The 18,538-nt window shown below is 46.3% G+C and carries 15 protein-coding genes and 1 tRNA gene; 13 read left to right on the top strand and 3 right to left on the bottom strand.

Features of this window, described 5'->3' with window-relative positions; translation table 11 throughout:
* Position 1 precedes the first annotated feature (1 nt).
* Positions 2–1,372 carry an ATP-binding protein gene (locus BMY60_RS02965; protein WP_090331092.1) on the top strand — a complete coding sequence of 457 codons (1,371 nt, stop codon included), beginning with the start codon at positions 2–4 and terminating at the stop codon, positions 1,370–1,372.
* On the top strand, positions 1,369–4,023 hold the full coding sequence (locus tag BMY60_RS02960) for a hypothetical protein (RefSeq protein WP_090331091.1): 2,655 nt from the start codon (positions 1,369–1,371) through the stop codon (positions 4,021–4,023). Before BMY60_RS02965 ends, BMY60_RS02960 begins: the two co-directional genes overlap by 4 nt.
* Before the next feature lie 49 nt (positions 4,024–4,072).
* Here the strand turns inward: BMY60_RS02960 and BMY60_RS16555 are convergent, their stop codons facing one another.
* Positions 4,073–4,459, bottom strand: coding sequence for a hypothetical protein (locus BMY60_RS16555; protein ID WP_143057334.1), 387 nt, complete (start codon positions 4,457–4,459; stop codon positions 4,073–4,075).
* Between the two features lie 233 nt (positions 4,460–4,692).
* Here BMY60_RS16555 and BMY60_RS02950 point away from each other — a divergent pair, with 233 nt between their 5' ends.
* Positions 4,693–4,968 (top strand): type II toxin-antitoxin system RelE/ParE family toxin, encoded by a 276-nt coding sequence (locus BMY60_RS02950; RefSeq protein WP_090331088.1) that lies wholly within the window; start codon positions 4,693–4,695, stop codon positions 4,966–4,968.
* Positions 4,969–4,980: 12 nt separating this feature from the next.
* Positions 4,981–5,310 carry a HigA family addiction module antitoxin gene (locus tag BMY60_RS02945; RefSeq protein WP_090331086.1) on the top strand — a complete coding sequence of 110 codons (330 nt, stop codon included), beginning with the start codon at positions 4,981–4,983 and terminating at the stop codon, positions 5,308–5,310.
* A gap of 317 nt (positions 5,311–5,627) precedes the next feature.
* On the opposite strand, the gene BMY60_RS02940 is transcribed toward BMY60_RS02945, so the two are convergent.
* Positions 5,628–6,263 carry a transposase gene (locus BMY60_RS02940; RefSeq protein ID WP_256250648.1) on the bottom strand — a complete coding sequence of 212 codons (636 nt, stop codon included), beginning with the start codon at positions 6,261–6,263 and terminating at the stop codon, positions 5,628–5,630.
* Positions 6,264–6,836: 573 nt separating this feature from the next.
* Here BMY60_RS02940 and BMY60_RS02930 point away from each other — a divergent pair.
* The 3 genes from BMY60_RS02930 (at position 6,837) to BMY60_RS02915 (ending at position 9,715) form a co-directional block, all read left to right on the top strand.
* Complete coding sequence (locus BMY60_RS02930) at positions 6,837–7,028, top strand: DUF4372 domain-containing protein (RefSeq protein WP_090331082.1); 192 nt, start codon at positions 6,837–6,839, stop codon at positions 7,026–7,028.
* A gap of 237 nt (positions 7,029–7,265) precedes the next feature.
* Positions 7,266–7,342 (top strand) — tRNA-Val (locus tag BMY60_RS02925).
* A 573-nt stretch (positions 7,343–7,915) separates the two neighbouring features.
* Complete coding sequence (locus BMY60_RS02915) at positions 7,916–9,715, top strand: copper oxidase (RefSeq protein ID WP_090331079.1); 1,800 nt, start codon at positions 7,916–7,918, stop codon at positions 9,713–9,715.
* Positions 9,716–9,981: 266 nt separating this feature from the next.
* Here BMY60_RS02915 and BMY60_RS02910 read toward each other — a convergent pair whose 3' ends face one another.
* On the bottom strand, positions 9,982–10,596 hold the full coding sequence (locus BMY60_RS02910; RefSeq protein ID WP_090331078.1) for an IS630 family transposase: 615 nt from the start codon (positions 10,594–10,596) through the stop codon (positions 9,982–9,984).
* An 868-nt stretch (positions 10,597–11,464) separates the two neighbouring features.
* Here BMY60_RS02910 and flhB point away from each other — a divergent pair.
* From flhB to BMY60_RS02875, 6 genes are all read left to right on the top strand, one after another.
* The gene (gene flhB, locus BMY60_RS02900) at positions 11,465–12,613 is read left to right on the top strand and encodes a flagellar biosynthesis protein FlhB (RefSeq protein ID WP_090331076.1); all 1,149 of its coding nucleotides are present in this window, start codon (positions 11,465–11,467) and stop codon (positions 12,611–12,613) included.
* A gap of 63 nt (positions 12,614–12,676) precedes the next feature.
* A complete protein-coding gene (flhA, locus tag BMY60_RS02895; RefSeq protein WP_090331075.1) occupies positions 12,677–14,761 on the top strand; it encodes a flagellar biosynthesis protein FlhA in 2,085 nt (694 codons plus the stop codon).
* Complete coding sequence (gene flhF, locus BMY60_RS02890; RefSeq protein WP_090331073.1) at positions 14,758–16,050, top strand: flagellar biosynthesis GTPase FlhF; 1,293 nt, start codon at positions 14,758–14,760, stop codon at positions 16,048–16,050. The genes flhA and flhF overlap by 4 nt, the downstream gene beginning before the upstream one ends.
* Positions 16,043–16,936, top strand: a complete 894-nt coding sequence (locus tag BMY60_RS02885) for an AAA family ATPase (protein ID WP_090331072.1) — start codon at positions 16,043–16,045, stop codon at positions 16,934–16,936. Before flhF ends, BMY60_RS02885 begins: the two co-directional genes overlap by 8 nt.
* 5 nt (positions 16,937–16,941) lie before the next feature.
* Positions 16,942–17,652, top strand: coding sequence for an RNA polymerase sigma factor FliA (locus BMY60_RS02880; protein ID WP_090331071.1), 711 nt, complete (start codon positions 16,942–16,944; stop codon positions 17,650–17,652).
* Positions 17,653–17,692: 40 nt separating this feature from the next.
* Complete coding sequence (locus BMY60_RS02875) at positions 17,693–18,457, top strand: flagellar motor protein (protein ID WP_218141606.1); 765 nt, start codon at positions 17,693–17,695, stop codon at positions 18,455–18,457.
* Positions 18,458–18,538: the final 81 nt, after the last annotated feature.

Below are 18,538 nucleotides of genomic sequence, written 5' to 3'. Positions count from 1 at the left end.
TATGGATGCGGTTTTGTCAAAATCGGATTCGGACAAGGAACTGAATGCCGCGGCGCTTGAAAAAGAAGTTGCTTGGTTCCAGGCAGTCGTGAAAGCGCGCTTTGACCTTTATTTTGAACGCGAAACCGACGTCGGCGAAATTTACGCGGTCAGTGCGCCCGACCTGTCGTCGGACCGATCCGAATATGCGCAGATTGTCAGGGAATCCGGCATGCGCTTTGATGAACGCCTGATTGTGATCCTGGCTTTGCTGCCACATGTGCAGCCGCAGACACTCGATCTGTTTTTGATGAATAATCGGGATCTGACACGCGGATTTACCGAATTCGGCGGATGGCGCGGCAAACATCACAGCGGCTTTCTGCCAACTTGCGAGACCGCGGTTTTTATACTTGCCGGCGACGATTTATCAACAAGGTTTCAGGTATTGCGGTTGTTTCAGGCGGACCACAGTCTGTCAAAGCATGGAATCATTAAAGTTGCGCAAGCGGCGAATGGCGAGCCTTTTTTAAGCGCCGCGTTGACTATCACGGCCGAATATCTGGGACGGATGACAACGGGAAAAAGCCAGAAACCCGATTACACCATGCATTTTCCGGCAAAACTGATTACCACATCATTAACCTGGCAGGATTTGGTGTTAAGCGGCGACGTCATGGACGAAATCGAGAATATTAACGCCTGGCTGAGGCATTCAGCAAAAATACTGCATCAGTGGGGTCTCGGCAAAAACATCAAGCCAGGTTATCGCGCGTTGTTTTACGGCCCCCCGGGCACCGGTAAAACGCTGACCGCAACACTTGTCGGCGCGGCTGCAGATATCGATGTGTACCGTATCGATTTGTCAATGGTTGTATCCAAGTATATCGGCGAGACGGAAAAGAATCTGGCCAATGTATTTGACCAGGCAATCAACAAACGCTGGATTCTTTTTTTTGACGAGGCGGATGCCTTATTCGGCAAGCGAACCCAAACCAGTAACGCAAACGACCGTTATGCCAACCAGGAAATCGCCTATCTGTTGCAGCGCATTGAAGATTATCCCGGCGTTGTGATTCTGGCAACTAATCAGAAAGTGAACATAGACGAAGCCTTTGCCCGCCGTTTTCAGACTTCAGTACATTTTGCGCTGCCGGACGCCGAACAGCGTCTGCGCTTATGGCAGGGCATGTTGGCTGACAGCAGGCTGTTATCGAAAAATGTGGATTTAACTGAACTGGCCGAGAAATACGCGCTTTCCGGCGGGGCCATCACCAATGCCGTACGCTACGCCGCAATCCGGGCAATACGAATGAACCGGGAAACAATGGCCCATGACGATCTGCTGAATGGTGTCACAAGGGAACTGTTAAAAGAAGGACGGACGCAATGAAAATGCAACGCACAAGAATGATACTTTTCTGGTTAATCTGGATAACCGGCAGTGTCAGTGTCAGTACCAGTGCCATGTCATACGGCGATCATGTACCCTATGTGCTGGATCACGACCAGCACTTTGCTCGACTGCTGAACAAATCTGAATTCAGCCGGCTCGACCAGCCCGCCGTCCATCGCATTCAACAAAATCTTGCCACCGTTTATCGACAGGATCTGAACTGGAAGAGAGATGTCCGGCTAAGCAGCCAACCGTTGACGGACAGTGTTATGGGCCCGGTAACATTATTCTGGCTGCAGCGCTTTGCCTATGATTTTAAAATTGAACCGATTGGTAATTATGGAGACGCCTTGATCGATCGTCTGGAAACCATCGCCGAATTCGCCAGTTTGTTTCCACAGGAAACGGCAATCCTGTTAAGCGCTGAATTTGCCGACTGGAACGACAGGCTGCCCGGTTTTCAAAGAGATCTGGATTATCATATCAGGCAGCAGGGTTCACATCAGGCATTGCTGGATCTGGTCTACCGCTACCGGTCGCTGAACGAGCCGTTCTCGATTGGCGCGGCCATTGATTTTTCAATATCGCCGATGTATTACTATCAATTGACAGCGGATGACTTTAAATTGCTGCAAAGTAAGGAGCAGATCATGGCAGCGCTGCTCAAGCTGGAGAATAAACAGTTCGAAAATTATGCATTGCTGAAGGGAGCGGTCTCAGGTGTGCTGAAAGCCTATCCGGATTTGTTTCAACGGTTGTCACCTGCGATTAAACGCTATTACCGCAACAGGACGCTGATGGTTACAAAGGATTTTATCGGGTTCCTGAATCAGGCCATGATCGGCGATCCGTTCATGGCTTCCTTGAATCCGGTACTTGCTGAGTTGCTTGAAAAAGAATTAGCGGATACCGCCTATCCGCACCCGATACTGTTCGATAAAGCAGTGCAAGCTAAAATTCTCGCCGGTATCGGCGTGTGCCAGGAAACATCGCTGCATAATCAGTATATTCTGGGGATTAAAATCAGCGACGAAGCGTTTCTGGCGCTGGAAACCGATTTGTTAAACAACCAGAGCTATCACGGCATGCCCGAAATTCGTAAACATCTGAAATTGATCAATGCGCTGCGGCAGCGTTCCGGAGCGTGCGATGAAACAGAGCAGCGCGATGTCAATGCCTTTGTCGGCAATCTGTATACACATGCCGTGCGTCCCGCAGTGGCGTTGTTATATAAAAAAAGACCGGGGTATGATTCATCCGCGACGCCAGAATGGGACGGTGGTAATTGCGGGTGTGTACTGGATGACTTGTCGGGCACTGTATACGGCTTTTATCCTTACTGGCTTGCCAGCGATGCGCCGCAGACAGTCGATTTCAGCGTGTTGTCACGGGTGGCTTATTACGGATTGTCGTTTGATGCCGGCGGGGCGATTAATCACGTCAACGACGACAAAAATAAATTCAATCTCATGCAGTTTCTTAATGATAACAGCGCATTTATTCAGACGGCGCGAAAGCACGACAGCAGGGTGGACTGGGTGATACATAAGGACCGGTCGTATTGGGTAAAGGAATGGAAATCGCTCGATTCCAACCAAAAGGCGAATGTTTTTGCTTCGCTGGCAGACAGTATATATCAGTTACTCACGCAGCCGCTGAGCGACCTGTATGCGAGATTAACATTTGGCGCCGTACAGCTAGCGACACAAGGCGACGGCGTTACACTCGATTTCAGGGGGTTCCCCGATGATACCGTATCGATCGACCTGTTTAACAACTTTTATGATGCGCTGACGGAACGGTTAAAAGCCACGGGAGGCGATTACTTTGTCAATATCATGGTGCTGCAGTCTGAACTGGGCAAAGGGCTATATCAGCATTTTAATCTGCTTGAGCGCATTTCAGGCATTCAGGCCGGTGATGCTGCCAGTTCCTATCAGCAAATGGATATCCGCGATGATTTTAACGGCAAGATCCTGGTATTGCTTGAAGAGCCAACGACAAAAACGAAAAAAACATTAAGATTCGATATTGAGAATAATGGTCTGTATGGTATCTTACGCGAGCTGCTGCTGCGCAATATTATCCCCGTGATCGAATTTGGCGATCGCAACTGGGAACAGCTGGAAGATGATATTGTGTATTTCAAAGATAATTTTGGCGGTATGGGATTCTGGCCGCTGCCGTTGAACGAACCGCCGCTGACAGCGGAAATGTCAGGACGCTGTGAGGAGATACAGGCTGTCAGTGGTTGTCTGGTACGGCATTTTCAGCATCCCGACCGCAACAGCCAGCCGGATTCCGCGCTTGACCGCTTTGTTTGCGAAAACCGCAGCTTTTTCTGGGTAGGACTGGTTGCCCTGACATTGCTGTCGCTGGTGTTGCTGACCAGTTATCTGCAATCATGCCGTTTCCAGGGAAAGTATAAAAATATTTTTATCATCAGTCTGTTCGCAACGATTGTCCCCGCACTGACCGTTGCCTTATTGCTGCTATTGTTCGATCCAAACCTGGAAGCCATTGCAGAAGGAAATATTCCGTTGATTGCAGTCATATCGATAGGCATTCTGGTCAGTATTATCGCCTACCGCAGGCGGCAGTCAGCCGCAAAAAAACCGTCGCGGCCAACGCGAAGAATCGCAGTTTGAATTTGACGGGGCGGTATAAAGCAAAAATAGTTTAAACCAGGGCTTACTTCTACTTTGTCAGATTACCCAAAAGCCACACTTTCCGTCTGGCAGAAGACTTTTTAGCGCTGAGCCGTCGTCGGTGCCGCTTATGAATAATATCAGCCAGATCCTCGGTGGTAAGTTGTCTTTGCGGCAGCATGTGCACTAATACGGTCACCAGGTCACTGAAGGATAACATCGGCCATCGTTTGCGCCCGAGCATCTTTTGCTTGACCGAGAATAGCGTTGCCAGCATGACCAGCGCCATGTGATGATGCCATGCATCCCATCGGCGCACTTGATAATCGGCCATGCCGCATTCGCTTTTCGCCTCATGAAAGCTGTGTTCAATGAAGAAACGCTGGGTCTGTATCTGAGCCAGTCTTCTTTTAGTGGTTAAGGGTTGCTCATGCAACCTTGACTCGCTGGCGAAGCGTGGGGGTGCAACTGCAAGAGCAGATTTAAAAAGTTTTGCTGCGCGAGGAATGGCCGGAAGGCAGGGGAAAAGTTTTTAAATATGGGCAAAGCCTTCACCCTTGCGGGCGCGGGGGGCGAAGCCCCTTAGTCTTCTTTAAGAAACAACTCTATTTACAACAGCAATATTTATAGTTACTCTTGACGTAACTCATAACCAATGCTATCATTGAAATGATAAGAAGTTTTAAATACAAATATACGGAAAAACTCTATAACGGCGAGTTCGTAAGGCGTTTTTCCGGTATTGGACGGCAGGCCGAGCGACGTTTAAGATTGCTGGATGAAGCTGAAACACTAAGAGAACTGGAAAACTTCCCCAGCAACCGCTTTGAAAAACTGATTCGCGACAGGAAGGACCAATACAGCATTAGCATCAATATGCAATGGCGTATTTGCTTTAAATGGGATGATGAACCGTATGACGTTGAAATCGTCGATTATCATTAGGAAGTACAAGGCATGACAAGGAAAATAGGCGAACCCATACACCCCGGTGAAATTCTGGCCGATGAACTTGAATTTATTGGCATCAACGCGGCTGAACTGGCCAAAAAAATTGGCGTGCCCAAGAACCGCGTCTATCAGATAGTGAGTGGTAAGCGCAGCGTTACGGCTGATACTGCTTTGCGTCTTGGCAAATTCTTTGGAACAGGCCCCAGAATTTGGCTTAACCTGCAGAAAGCATATGAGTTAGATGCTGCGTCAAAACAAATTGGCAATACACTTAATGGTATTGTCCCGTACGATCACAAAGCCACACAAACTACAGCAAGCCACCCACATACTTAACGTGATCTACCGCCTCTATCCCTGGATCGGGTAATAATACTTTGGAAAATACACAAAGTTGTGAATATCACCAATGGTTCAGAAATAAAATATACACGTTCTGTCACATTACATTTACACTGATAACAACGCTCAGGAACACACTTCAAATACGGGTGGTTTTCATGAATCTTACCGAACATTTTCATAAAGCCCACGTTCCACAACGACGCTATGGGGCAAATTCTCATCGCCTAAATTCAAACCTGTTTTTCGGCCCCTGCACAGATTTCTACCGCGCCCGAAATGGACGCGGTAACAAGTGATTCCTCATAAAATTAAAAAAACCCGCGCATGATCCTGCGAAAAAAGGCTCCCCGGTGCGCCGGATCAGCCGCATATTTACACACGGGCAGCGCCTTGAAGTAGGATTCATTCTTAAGCTTTAAGGCCCGCATGCCTGCCCGCGTAACAATAAGATTGTCACTGCCGGGACTTAGGAAGCGCTTGACCTGATCGGCATCCATGACATGCCAGCATCCCTCAGGTATTGCCGCCTTCTTGCAACGACCCGAATCGCTCACCCAATGTTCCGGCAAATACAAGCGTACATCAACCAAACCGGCCATGCTGTTCTGGCACAAGCTGGCAAACACACCAACCTGACAATTGTCTACCTTACCAAGACGGCCATTCCATTGCCGGGAAACACCCGCTGATGACTCTCCTTTCTTCGCAAAAGCGCTTTCATCGATAATCAAAACAGCAGCAGAACCACCCAACAACGCATCCGTTTCACACGCAGTTTGCTCGCCAAACCCATGCCAGTCAATCGTCTCCGATGTCAGCATGTGCTGCATCGCCTGGTGACCAACTTCATTGACTTCTCCCATGCGCAGCATATTCGCCCGTTCTGACTGGAAAAGTCCGCGCAAATAACCGTAAAACGTCGCTGTCGCATCCGCGTCGAGGATACGAAAAATGATGAAAATGACGATAAATGCGTGTTAAGCGCTTCTGGAAGCCCCTGAAGGGCATATTTGAGAGACTGTTTGGTATTTTCACGACATGGTCGTGATTAATAGTTATTAAACAAAGTGTTATTATATATCAGCTTGATACAATTTTGGGATCATTTGAATCTGACAAAGTAGAATTAGTTGCAGATTATATTGTATGCCGACATCACTGACACTCAAAAATATTCCCGATGACGTTTATATGACCGACTTAAAACATCTGCACAAAGAAACGACCATCGCAGCCTGAACAGCGAAGTGATTGTATGTCTGGAAACCGTATTGCTGTCGACAAAGGTGTCGCCTGAAGAACGATTGTCGCGTGCGCGTATAGCTGCGGCGCAGTTTGTCCGATGATCGGTTCAATATGTGTGTGCGGTATAGATTCGCTCAAGTGAGGAGACCACGCATGATTGTGGTTGATACCACTGCTGTCCCGTTAACTGATAAACAAGAAGGCCTGATTCGACCAAAGTTGTTACAATAGGGTTTTCTCTAACTTCTTGAATAAGATTGGAGAATCAGGCCATGGCCCATTGTAATACAATCCTGTCACAAATTCTAAGATTTGTTCCGGGACATGAATTTGAGCCTCTGGCCAATCGTCATCATTCGGTCCGGGCATTCCGTACAGAAACCCGCTGGCCGCAGTTTGTCACCATGGCAATGGACAAGTTGTCTGGCCGTATCAGCTTGCGCGGTATTGTGTTGGCAGCGTGAGCGCACAAGCACACCGTCTATATCATCTGGGCAGTGCGAAACTGACACGCTCTAATCTTGCGCGCATGAATGAGCACAAGCCTTATAGCTTGATGAAGCGTTGTTTGGAAAACTGTTAAACCTAAATTAATTTGTATCTTAAGCATGTTTCAGATAGAATTTTATACTTGCAGTTGCGGTCCAAACAGGGCTTGTTATTAAAGCTCATCTTTCGGCTGTAGTCTGTGCAATTTCAATAGGCGTGTAGCTCAGTTGGTTAGAGCACCACCTTGACATGGTGGGGGTCGTTGGTTCGAATCCAGTCGCGCCTACCATATAATCTTCCGTACCCATCCGAATCAATCCGCAAGACAATATAAATAAAGGGTTTTCCAAGTTTTTCTTTCCGTGCTAGTCCGTATTTGTCCGCTTGCAACCGGTAAAAGAAAGGATATAAATGGGGGTAGATGTTTCTGCTTCTGAAGCGTTTGCGCTACTCTTCGCAGGTGAATTACCCAATTTTATCTTAGTGACTGATTGACAGATAAAATTCGCTGAACAACTACTTCGACTTTTACTAAATTTTTAGTAAGCTTTTTTTTGTTGTAATTTTGCGGCGAACAATTCACGTCCCTTGTTTTTTGGCCGGTCAAGTTGAACTGGATGACTATTATCTTTAATATTCATCTTGTTATCATTGCAATTCTTTTCAGAATCAGCCGACGATTGGCCGGACAATACTCGACTTTTTGCGTAATTTTGGCTGATTTCTCCCGAAAATGCCGCGCGGAAATTTATCTGTTGTACCAACTAATAGCGGAAAAATCATTTATGATTATAAATGCGAATTATTAGCGTTTTCAATTTTTGCACTAATTGTTTATAAAATCTCAAAAGGAGTGAATTGAATGAAGAAGTGGTTGCTTATCTCAGTTTTTTTATTGATTCCAAACCTGGTTTGGGCCGGTGGAGGGGACCGAATTCGTTTCGAGCTCAATGACGGTCCGGGTAATTGGTTTAGAAACTCGAGCGGTCCAATAGCAGGGTCTGGTTCTCTTGCGGTGGGCAGGCCTGGCGTCGAAGTTGATTTCAGACGGGATGATTCTAATACCGTACATACGATGACTAGCTTGCTTTATCCAACTGGCGCAAAAAATATGCCTTTTGATACGCCGCCGCAAAAGGGAAGTGAAAGGGTTAGATTAACAACGCCTGGATTGTACGTTTTTTTCTGCCAAGTGCACCCATTCATGTTGGGTGCAGTGATTGTGGATGATCCCGATACACCTGGGCTTGATTTGGGCGATAGCATTACGTTGGTCAATGGAATAACCGTACCTACTAGCAGCGATCTGGCAACCCGTTTACTGCGTGGATTCCTGGTCTTGACCGAACCATCAAATTGGCAGAATTTTGCATCAAGCGCACCATGGCACATTAACTATCCCGATGTAGACGTTCGAATTGATATTGGAACTGTAAATCTGGCCACAGTATTGAATGCGCGTTACGGCAATGATATCTCGTTGCCTTCGTTGTTGACGCCGCCTCCAGGTGTTGGTGAAGTTTGGATAAACACACAATTCGAGAAAACAGCCAATAAACGTAAACCGGGGGCTGCCGCCGTAGTAGATGCGTCTACTTGGGAAGTAAAACGCAAGGTATTTTTTCCGGATGTGGAAATGAACAATCCGCACAATATGTGGACAGACCGGGACCAGAGCCTAATCTATGTTACCGAATGGTTTGATAGCAAATTGACAGTTTTCGACCGTATGACAGGCCAATTTATAGATCGTATTGATGTTGGCGAAGCACCCGCACATGTTATGACTCGCGTGGATACCGATCAACTGCATGTCTCCATCAATGGTTCGGATGATGAAGAATCTGTGGTTGAATTATCGCCACTAGCTGGAGGAGTAGAAAGGCGCATTGATATCGGTCGCCCTGGTCCACATGCGCACTGGATGGGACATGATGGTGAAATTATGGTTACACCAAATGTTTTTACTGGTGACTCAACGATCTATGATTTCGTTCAGGACGACATTCAAAACATCGTAAGCACCGGTGGTGTTGAATCTCATCCTATTGCCACGGGCATGATGCCCGATTCCAGCAAGTATTATGTAGCGAATTTTCTGGACAGTACTTTTACCGTTATTGAAACTGCAACGGGCAATGTACTAAAAACAATCAATCTGTTAGAAAACTACAATCCTATAACAGGAGAAATCACAGGCCCGATTGGTGGTCTGCCGATTCAAACACCGGTTAGCCCAGATGGTATAGCTATGGTTACAGCAAATATCCTGTCGGATACGATAACGATTCTGGATACACGCACAGATGAATTGGTGGCTGCCTTGCCGTGCGCGGCGGGTTGCCATGGCGTACAGTTTGGAGCCAAAGCGGGCGGCGGATATTATGCATATATCAGCAGCCAGTCATCCAACGTATTGCAGGTTGTCGATATCGATCCGAATGGCGATGGCAATCCTGTAGATGCAAAAATAGTTGGCAGAGTATTGCTGACGTCAACGGAAAATACAATAATGGATGATAGAATTCGTGCGTATGACGGGATGGGCGGGCAGGGCTTGCTACCCATACCAGTTATTTATAATGGTTGGGTGCAAAATCTTCCACAAGCCTGGCAAAACAAGCTGACGGAACAACAGCGTAATCCGTTGCAATCGTTCTAATTGTCATCTCTGCTATAAATCGTTCTGATACGGTTTATAGGCTATGCTTTGCCATTAACTAAGTTTCACGTTTTTCGGAAGTTTCGATCTAATTAATAATAGGTAAAACCCCGGCTATGCCGGGGGACTTCTAAAGGCTTGGCCGTTACGGCAATCGCTGTAACGTTCTCGCCCCAACCACGAGACGAGGAGTTAAAAATGAAGGAGTACCAAAGTTTGAATCATACACGCGGGGATTATACTCACCGCACTTCAAATTTCGGCACTCAGGTACAATCGATAATCTGAAAATTATCGTTCAGCAAGGAACGTAGCGATTCTTTATAGCGCTCGGGTGAGGCAAAAAAATCATCACAGGCCTGTTTGCACAGAGAAAAGGTTTCATAGTACTTGCCATACAGGATTTCTTTCTTGAAAAACCGCCAATAACGTTCAATCAGGTTTGGATTGGGCGCATATGGCGGCAGGAAGATTAATCCGGTTTTTGAATCCGGCAAGTAATCGGTAACGATCTGTGAACGGTAATAACGGGCATTATCGCAGATGACATAAATACGGGCAGCAGCAGGGTGCTGTTGCCCGATCTGTTGTAACAACGCTACCGTAGATTGTGCATTGATAGTGTCATCATAACGGACGATTGGATAAAGCCCTGCGCAATCGACGGCGCCATTGATGTTGATGCGTTGCCGCCCCGTGCTGCTGCGGATTCCATGTTTCCGGCCACGCCTGATCCAGCCATATCCAGCGATCGGGTTATGATGCGGATGCGTGGCATCCATGAAATAAACTGGATCATCCGGTGCTTTTTCTGCTTTCAGATTTTGATAGCGTTCAACAAAATCCTTTTGCTGATCAGCATTGGCCTTGCCCGGAATCAACTTGGGCTTTTACCCGGTCAGCATAACGCTTGTCAGCGGCATGACGATGCTCAAACCCCAAACTATCGAGTTCTTGGTTGGTCAGATTGTAGCATGAAGACATAAAGCAATTTTATTCTATTCATGACTTTATTGCACTAAGCTAAACCAAATTTTCATTCACGATTAGTATATTTTATCAGCAGTCTGAATGCCAATAATCCTGCCAAGCTGGAGCATGCCGTCCGTGCTCACTGGGCTATTGAAAACAATTTGCACTGGGTTCTGGATATTGCTTTTGACGGAGCAGCAATCGCACACGCAAAGGCCATGGCGTAGCCAATCTTGCCATTATCAGACATATTGCATTGAATCTGATAAAAAAAGAAAAAACATCGAGGGTTGGCGTAAAAACAAAACGGCCAAAGGCTGGTTGGAGCAATGATTACTTGCTAAAAATTACTGGTGCAATTTAAGCCTGATTGCCCTAGCTGATCGCGTTTATGAAATTCCAGTCAAAAATTCAGATCGGCACGCAGCAGATATTACGATTATTGCACCTCAACCTATTTGAAAAACGTGATCTTATGGCACTGTTGCGAGACGATCCTCCTGTCAGTCATTGCAAATATGATTGTCAGCTTACTCTATTTTGAAAGTTAACAGAACAGCAGTGATAAAAACTATATTTTTTCTGCTCGCAATGCGTGCATGACTGGCAGATTCATGATTAATCGTTTAAGTTGGATCTGCGTATTTACTCGCTGCATAACATCAATAACCGTTTCATTTTAAATCCCGGCTAAATAACGGGCAGAAACTTCTTTTTTTCTGACATCGGACTGAAATCGGCGCACGCATAATGCGTGTGTCGAAATTTGGAGGTGTGATGGCTGAAGACAGCGATTTGGAACGTACGGAAGACGCGACGCCTCAGCGCATACAAAAAGCGCGGGAAGAAGGTCAGGTTGCACGTTCGCAAGAGTTAACCACGTTCACATTATTACTGGCTGCAGCCGCAGGTCTGGTTTTTATGGGTGGAGGCCTGATCGAGCATTTGTCAAACATCATGCGTGAAGGAATGCAAATGGAACGGGATATAGCGTTTCAAACGGATCTCATGATAAATCGTCTGTATTTATTGGCTATCGAAGGTCTTAGGTCATTGGTGCCAATATTGGTTTTGTTAGTTATTGCGGCATTTCTTGCACCTATGCTGCTTAGTGGCTGGTTATTCAGCACTAAGGCGCTCATCCCGGATTTCAAACGTTTAAACCCGGCTTCAGGATTCGGTAGAATTTTTTCTGTACATGGACTGACAGAGCTGCTGAAAGCCATCGCTAAAACACTGATCGTTGGCAGTGTTGCCACATTGGTAATTTGGGGTAACAAAGAATCGGTGTTGGCGTTGATCGCGATACCGGTGAATTCGGGGGTTACCCGGACAGGTGAGTTGTTGATACTGAGCTTTTTGCTGATTACAGGCGCGATGATTCTGATTGTGGCGATTGATGTGCCATTTCAGTTATGGAGTCATGCTAAAAAATTACGCATGACGAAAGAAGAAATTCGGCGAGAGGCTAAAGAAAGTGAAGGAGATCCTTTGATCAAAGGGCGTATTCGAAGCTTGCAGCGTGAGGCAGCGCGGCGAAGAATGATGTCCGAAGTCCCTGAAGCGGACGTAATTGTTACAAACCCGACGCACTATGCGGTTGCGTTGCGTTACAAAAGCAATTCGATGCGCGCGCCGAAAGTAGTTGCCAAAGGGGTGCACTTGCTTGCAGCACGTATACGTGAGTTGGGTGAAACACATCATGTTCCGATATTGGAAGCGCCGCCACTTGCTCGCGCACTGTATCACCATGCAGAACTGGATGCCGAGATACCTGAAAAACTTTACACCGCTGTAGCGGAGGTTTTGGCCTATGTTTTCCAGCTCAAACGATATCAGGATTATGGCGGTGATAAACCTAGGCCGCTTGAAGAAATACATGTGCCGCACGAATTGGATGTGCCTGTTCCTGATAGCGCGGAATAAACAAGCATATTTATGTCTTTATTTGAGTGATGCCTTTATCAGATTTTAATGTAATTTAGCATAATGAATACAACATTGACATTTTCCAGCTTGATGTCTGGAAGCAACTTGAAAGCGCTGGCCGGTCCGATTCTGATCATTATGATTCTGGGAATGATGGTGCTGCCTCTGCCGCCATTCATTCTGGATGTTTTGTTTACCTTTAACATTGCGCTGGCCATTATCGTTTTGATGGTGAGCCTGTATACCAAGAATCCGCTTGAGTTTGCAGTATTTCCAACTGTTTTATTGATAACGACACTGTTGCGTTTATCTTTAAATGTTGCATCTACACGGGTTGTTTTATTGGAAGGGCATACCGGCCCTGATGCAGCTGGAAAAGTCATAGAGGCTTTTGGACACTTTCTCGTTGGCGGTAATTATGCGGTTGGCATGGTCGTTTTCATCATTCTGGTAGTGATCAATTTTGTTGTGATTACCAAGGGTGCGGGACGAATTGCCGAAGTGAGCGCCCGCTTCACATTAGATGCAATGCCGGGTAAACAAATGGCGATTGATGCTGATTTGAACGCAGGCCTGATAGGCGAGGAAGAAGCGCGCAATCGCCGTGCGGCTATATCCAAAGAAGCCGATTTTTTCGGCTCGATGGATGGTGCCAGTAAGTTTGTCCGCGGTGATGCGATTGCAGGTGTAATGGTTATGCTGATTACCATTATTGGTGGCCTGGTCGTGGGAATGCTACAGCATGATCTGGATCTGGATACCGCAGCACGGAATTACACCCTGTTAACTATTGGTGACGGTCTGGTGGCACAAATTCCAGCACTGGTTATTTCAACTGCTGCCGGCTTGGTGGTTAGTCGAGTAACGACCGAAGAAGATCTGAGCGAACAAGTTTTGGGCCAGCTGTTTACTCAACCACAAGTGCTAGTGATAACTGCGAGTATTCTGGCGATAATGGGCTTTGTGCCGGGCATGCCGCATTTTGTATTTCTACTATTAGCGAGCACGCTGGGACTGGGTGCTTATTTTATGAGAATAAGCGCTGCGGCAAAGGAAACGGAACAGACAGAAACAGAAGCTGTTCCTGTTATCGAACAACAGGACGCCAGCTGGGATGATGTTACACCGATTGATACACTGGGACTGGAAGTAGGTTACCGGCTGATTCCACTTGTAGATAAGGCGCAGCAGGGAGATCTGCTTAAACGGATTAACGGTATACGGCGTAAATTTGCCCAGGATATTGGTTTCCTTCCGCCTGTAGTACATATTCGTGACAATCTTGAACTGCGTCCAAACGCTTATCGGATTACTCTGAAAGGTTCTGTGATCGGACAAGGAGAATCGTATAACGGCATGTATCTTGCGATTAATCCAGGAAGAGTAACCATAACTTTACCTGGAACGCCAACAAGTGATCCTGCATTTGGACTGCCAGCTGTATGGATTGAAGCCGGGCTTAGAGAACAAGCGCAGGCGAACGGTTATACCGTTGTCGATGCAAGTACTGTTGTAACAACACACATCAATCACTTGATTCACGCGCATGCTTCCGAATTATTAGGCCGGCAAGAGCTTCAGCTGTTACTGGATCATTTAAGCACCAAGGTGCCTAAGCTAATTGAAGATCTGGTGCCAAAACTGCTGCCGTTGTCTTCGGTGCAGAAAATTCTTCAGAACTTGCTGGTTGAGAATGTGCATATTCGAGATATGCGTACCATTATTGATGTGCTGACCGAACATTCTCCCGATACACAAGACGCCGCTCAGTTGACTGCATTTGTTCGGACCGCACTGGGGCGTGCGATTGTCGAACAGTTTTTTCCCGCCAACGCTGAAATGCAGGTAATTGGCTTGCATCACGAACTGGAAAGTATTCTGATGCAAGTTGTGCAAACGGGTGGCAAAGAAGGTGGCGGGATAGAACCAGGGTTGGCGGATATGCTGTTAAATGAAGCCGCCGCTGCCGCCAGCCAGCAGGAAAAATTAGGTCTGCCGGCTGTTTTATTGGTATCCGGTCCAATTCGCAGTCTGCTATCGCATTTTTTACGCAGAGCAGTGCCGCAGATCAATGTGATTGCGCATACTGAAGTGCCTGATACCCGGAAAATTAAAGTCACTTCCTTAATTGGAGGTAAGTCATGAAAGTAAAGCGCTATCTGGCGGCAACATCGCGTGAAGCACTGCGTAAAGTCAAAGCAGATCTCGGTGCCGAAGCCATTATTTTATCCAACAGGCAAACCGATGCGGGTGTTGAGATTATGGCATTGGCCGATACGGACATGACCAGTCTGGTGGATACTCAACAAACTGGCCATTTAAAGACCCAAGAAAAGAACAAACCAACAGCCAGCGAAACCAATTCCGCTCATCATTCATCTGTTCACGGCGCTCAAAATATTTTGCCTAAGACTGAAAATGAAACGGCGGTACGTATTCCGGAAAACATCGTTTCCGAAGAATTTGTACAAACCGTGATGAAAGAAATTCATGCGATGAAATGTACGCTTGAAGATCAGCTGGCGACCGTTGCCTGGGGAAATAACGCGCAGCGTAATCCTGAAAAAATGAAGGTGTTGCGCACGCTATTAAACGCTGGATTCAGCCCGTTATTGTCACGCCGTTTAGTTGACAAATTATCAGCAGGCCTTGACTACACACAAAGCATGAAGCAGGCAGTTTCTGCGTTAACGTTTAATTTACATACAGCATCTGATGATGAAATGATTAAAAAAGGCGGTGTATACGCGTTGGTAGGCGCAACAGGTGTTGGTAAAACGACGACTATAGCCAAGCTCGCGGCAAGAAGCGTTATCAGACATGGTGCTGAAAAAGTTGCGTTGCTTACAACGGACAGTTACCGGATTGGAGGGCATGAGCAGCTACGAGTTTATGGCAGATTATTGGGCCTGTCGGTGAGAAATATTCAAGATGCGGATGATCTTCAGCTTACCTTATCTGAATTGAGAAACAAGCATATCGTTTTTATTGATACCGTGGGGATGAGTCATCGCGACCAGATGATGGCTGAACAGATTGCAATGCTGGGCAATCCGGAGACGGTCATTAACAAAATACTGGTGATAAGCGCAGCTTCAAGTGATAGAACGCTTGACGAAATTATTACAGCTTACCGTAAATATGTCATTCATGGATGCATCGTAACCAAGGTGGATGAAGCAGCAGGTCTTGGTGTGGCACTTGACGCGGTCATCAGGCGGAAGCTGGTGCTGCATTATGTAACTAATGGACAAAAGGTGCCAGAGGATATTCATGCGGCGAATCCCAGATATCTGCTGCATCGAATATTTAACGCAAAATCAGGCGATTCGGCATTTACGCTTCAAGATGCGGAATTTGCACTGGTCATGGCGGGAAATAACAATCCGGATGATTCGGAATCGAAAATATACGCAGGCAGTAAACATGAATAAATTTTCTCGTGATCAGGCAGCAGGGCTGCGCAATCTGGTTTCCTTGCAGACAGATAGCTCAATGCGCGTAATCACTGTTACGGGTGGTGCGAAAGGCATTGGAAAAACGGAAGTGACCATTAATCTGGCTGCCGCATTAGCTGAAAAAGGCAAACGGGTATTGTTGATTGATGAGAATGCATGCCCGAATAACATTTGTGCAAGGCTCGGACTAAAAGCGCGCTTCGATCTGATACATGCGATACAACAAGACAGAAGACTGGATCAGATTATTTTACAGGGCGCGCAGAATCTATTCGTTTTGTCGGCACAAAGAGGCATTCACGCGCTGTCTAAACTGGACATGACCGGTCAAAAAAGACTTGTTAAAAGCTTCGGTCAGATTTCTGCGCTAATCGATGTCATATTAATCGATACCGCTATGAAAGGTGAAACGCATGTGCTGCCGTTGAGTCTTGCATCGGAACAGGTTCTGGTTGTGATTTCGGGCTCGGCTGTTTCGCTGACAGGTGCTTATGCATTAATCAAAATAATGAGCAGGGAATATGCGAAAAAACATTTTCTAATATTTGTCAATAAAGCGGAAACAAAATTGGCAGCACAGACTGTATTTGAAAATTTTTCACGCGTTGTTCGCAGGTATCTGGAAATATCGCCTGAATTTGCCGGATTTACAGAAACGGATGAAAAAATATTTCAGTCAAATCGACTATGTCGGCCAGTGCTTAATTTATTTCCAAATTCTCATGCCGGCAATAACTTCAGATTTCTCGCTGATAATGTTTTGTATGCCCCTGGCATGGATTATTTTGAGGGGCTGGTAGATGGTTTTATGCAGCGTCTCATTCACACAAGCCATTTGAGTATGGCAAATTTAACGGTTTGATAACTATGTATACTGCGACTGGAATTAAAAGTAAGGAAGACTTTGTTGATGAATTTTCGCCACTGGTCAAGCGTATCGCTTACCATATGATGGCTAAACTTCCCGCTAGCGTTCAGGTGGATGATCTGATTCAAGTAGGAATGATCGGTCTTCTCGATGCAGTAAGCCGCTATGAAGGTTCTTATGGCCGGCAATTTGAGAGTTACGCGGCGCAGCGGATTCGAGGTTCAATTCTGGATGAATTGCGCGATGCAGATTGGCTGCCGCGCAGCGTTCGAAAAAAAATGCGGCAAATAGAAGCTGCGGTTAATACGCTTGAACAACGAAACGGTTGCGCACCCAATGAGCAAGATCTGGCCGATGAATTGAAAATATCACTCGATGAATATCATTCGACACTCCAGAGCGCGCGGGGTGCTCAGTTAATTTATTATGAGGATTTTCAACAGGATGACGAAGAACCATTTTTAGATCGATTACTTGCGGATGATAAGAACAATCCATTGGACGCATTGGTTGATGAGAATCTCAGGACCCTCCTGGTTCAAGCTATCGAGAATCTGCCGCCGCGCGAGAAAATGGTGATGGGTATGCACTATGAGCAGGAAATGAATCTGCGGGAAATCGGAGAAGTTTTAGGTGTAAGTGAGTCGCGTGTATGTCAATTACATACCCAGGCCGTCGCGCGCTTGCGCAGCCGCCTGAGAAATCTTTAACGCTTAAAATTATTAATCGTAGATGAATTCAAGAAATACGATGGATAATAAAGCTAAGATAGATTTAAACAGTTTAGCCGGAATTATCCTGGCGCTAGCCGCAATTATGGGCGGGCAGATGCTCGAAGGCGGTCATCTGGGCGCGTTATTGCAATTTGCCGCTTTCTTTATTGTCATGGGTGGTACAGTCGGCGCTGTTTTATTACAGAGTCCTGTAAGAATTCTAATCAATGGCGTAAAGATGTCAAAATGGGTTCTTTTTCCGCCGGGAAGCCCGACTCAAGCTCTGATCAAACAAGTAGTCGGCTGGTCGTATCTTTCACGCAAAGAAGGTTTGCTGGTTCTTGAAAAACATGCAGAATCTGCAACAGATCCGCTAACCAAAAAAGGATTGTTGTTACTTGCAGACGGTAGCAAAGCAGAAAAACTGCGTGAAATACTGGAAATCGAGGTGGAAGCGGAAGTTTCATTCCAACGTCAATCTGCAAAAATATGGGAAGCAGCCGGCGGTTATGCGCCGACCATCGGTATTCTCGGTGCGGTACTCGGATTAATTCATGTCATGGAAAACCTGACTGAACCGAGTCTTTTAGGTAGCGGAATTGCAGTTGCATTTGTCGCCACAATTTATGGTGTAGGTCTGGCAAATTTATTTTTTCTGCCGATAGCGAACAAACTGAAAAGCATTATTAATGAACAGCTTGTGATGCGTGAAATGTTGATTGATGGATTGGTTGCCATTGCGTACGGAGAAAATCCACGGTTAATAGAGAATCGCCTGATGAGTTACTGTACAGAAAAGTAAACTAGTGCGCTATCCATATGATATTGCCGGGTTCAGCGGGTTTGTCACGTACATGGCAAGGCGTGCCTTTTGACAATAGCT

The sequence above is a fragment of the Nitrosomonas sp. Nm51 genome, from assembly GCF_900111165.1.
In the GTDB taxonomy this organism is placed as follows: domain Bacteria; phylum Pseudomonadota; class Gammaproteobacteria; order Burkholderiales; family Nitrosomonadaceae; genus Nitrosomonas.
The sequence above is the reverse complement of the archived record's forward strand: the minus strand, read 5'-3'. Positions and strand labels throughout refer to the sequence as shown.

Excerpts from the sequence above, each read along its gene's own strand:
- flhA (WP_090331075.1), top strand. The coding sequence starts at position 12,677 with ATGAATACAACATTGACATTTTCCAGCTTGATGTCTGGAAGCAACTTG.
- flhB (WP_090331076.1), top strand. The coding sequence starts at position 11,465 with ATGGCTGAAGACAGCGATTTGGAACGTACGGAAGACGCGACGCCTCAG.
- BMY60_RS02950 (WP_090331088.1), top strand. The coding sequence starts at position 4,693 with ATGATAAGAAGTTTTAAATACAAATATACGGAAAAACTCTATAACGGC.
- BMY60_RS02945 (WP_090331086.1), top strand. The coding sequence starts at position 4,981 with ATGACAAGGAAAATAGGCGAACCCATACACCCCGGTGAAATTCTGGCC.
- flhF (WP_090331073.1), top strand. The coding sequence starts at position 14,758 with ATGAAAGTAAAGCGCTATCTGGCGGCAACATCGCGTGAAGCACTGCGT.
- BMY60_RS02880 (WP_090331071.1), top strand. The coding sequence starts at position 16,942 with ATGTATACTGCGACTGGAATTAAAAGTAAGGAAGACTTTGTTGATGAA.
- BMY60_RS02930 (WP_090331082.1), top strand. The coding sequence starts at position 6,837 with ATGGCCCATTGTAATACAATCCTGTCACAAATTCTAAGATTTGTTCCG.
- BMY60_RS02965 (WP_090331092.1), top strand. The coding sequence starts at position 2 with ATGGATGCGGTTTTGTCAAAATCGGATTCGGACAAGGAACTGAATGCC.
- BMY60_RS02960 (WP_090331091.1), top strand. The coding sequence starts at position 1,369 with ATGAAAATGCAACGCACAAGAATGATACTTTTCTGGTTAATCTGGATA.
- BMY60_RS02875 (WP_218141606.1), top strand. The coding sequence starts at position 17,693 with ATGGATAATAAAGCTAAGATAGATTTAAACAGTTTAGCCGGAATTATC.
- BMY60_RS02915 (WP_090331079.1), top strand. The coding sequence starts at position 7,916 with ATGAAGAAGTGGTTGCTTATCTCAGTTTTTTTATTGATTCCAAACCTG.
- BMY60_RS02885 (WP_090331072.1), top strand. The coding sequence starts at position 16,043 with ATGAATAAATTTTCTCGTGATCAGGCAGCAGGGCTGCGCAATCTGGTT.